1 protein-coding gene and 1 pseudogene are annotated in these 788 nt (G+C 61.9%); one reads left to right on the top strand and one right to left on the bottom strand.

Features of this window, described 5'->3' with window-relative positions:
- Window positions 1–30: 30 nt before the first annotated feature.
- Window positions 31–531 (top strand): Smr/MutS family protein, encoded by a 501-nt coding sequence (locus P792_RS0118730; RefSeq protein ID WP_023978441.1) that lies wholly within the window; start codon window positions 31–33, stop codon window positions 529–531.
- A 65-nt stretch (window positions 532–596) separates the two neighbouring features.
- Here P792_RS0118730 and P792_RS37560 read toward each other — a convergent pair.
- A pseudogene (locus tag P792_RS37560) lies at window positions 597–788 on the bottom strand (hypothetical protein); the annotation flags it as partial.

Here is a 788-nt window from a genome sequence, read left to right as displayed (position 1 = left end):
CGCTCCGGTGCTGCGTCGAGGGGTAAAAACATGCGTCCCGTTGCGTCGGGGCGCAGCACCCAGCGTGACGCCGCCGGCGCTGTAGACGTTGAGACCAGCAAGACTTCGCCAGCGCCGCGCTATGTAGTGCGTGAGGTCATGCGTGTGGCAACGCCTGTCGCAAAACCCGCCATTACCCATGACCGCCTCGAAATCAACGGGCGGCAGCCGGGTCTGGATACAACGTCATGGAATGCTCTGGCGACCGGCAAGATGAAGCCGCAGAAGCGGCTCGACCTGCACGGGCATTTTGCTCAGGATGCCTTTTACAAGCTCCATCATTTTCTGCACGCCGCAAGCAAGCAGGGTATTCGCTGTGTGGAGGTGATTACCGGGCTCGGCAGCGGTCAGGAGGGGGGCGTGATCCGTCAGGAATTACCCCACTGGCTGGAGCGGGGCGATCTGCGACCCCTTATCCTTGCGGTGGTTCACACGCATAAACGCAACAAGGGCGCAGTGAGGATCCTGCTCAGGGCGCGTCATCGTCTCTGAGGCGACATAGTTCGGGCCGGTTATCCGCGGCTGTATCTTCCCCCGCGAGATAATCTGACGCGCCGTCAGGTGGGACGTGTTTCCTGACCCTGACGCCAGCGCGGCTGATTGTTGTTGATCCAGCGCCGCAGTGCCAGAAGCGAGGTGAGCTCCGGCATGCACTGGTTCAACAGGGGAGCGGCGTCGGCACCGGCTACCACCGTGAGATGCTGTGTGTCGTTCCAGCTTCGTAAGGCGCTGTCTAGGATCGCCTCCTG

This window comes from Asaia sp. SF2.1, assembly GCF_000505765.1.
GTDB classification, from domain to species: Bacteria; Pseudomonadota; Alphaproteobacteria; order Acetobacterales; family Acetobacteraceae; genus Asaia; species Asaia bogorensis.
The sequence above is the reverse complement of the archived record's forward strand: the minus strand, read 5'-3'. Positions and strand labels throughout refer to the sequence as shown.

Excerpts from the sequence above, each read along its gene's own strand:
- P792_RS0118730 (WP_023978441.1), top strand. The coding sequence starts at position 31 with ATGCGTCCCGTTGCGTCGGGGCGCAGCACCCAGCGTGACGCCGCCGGC.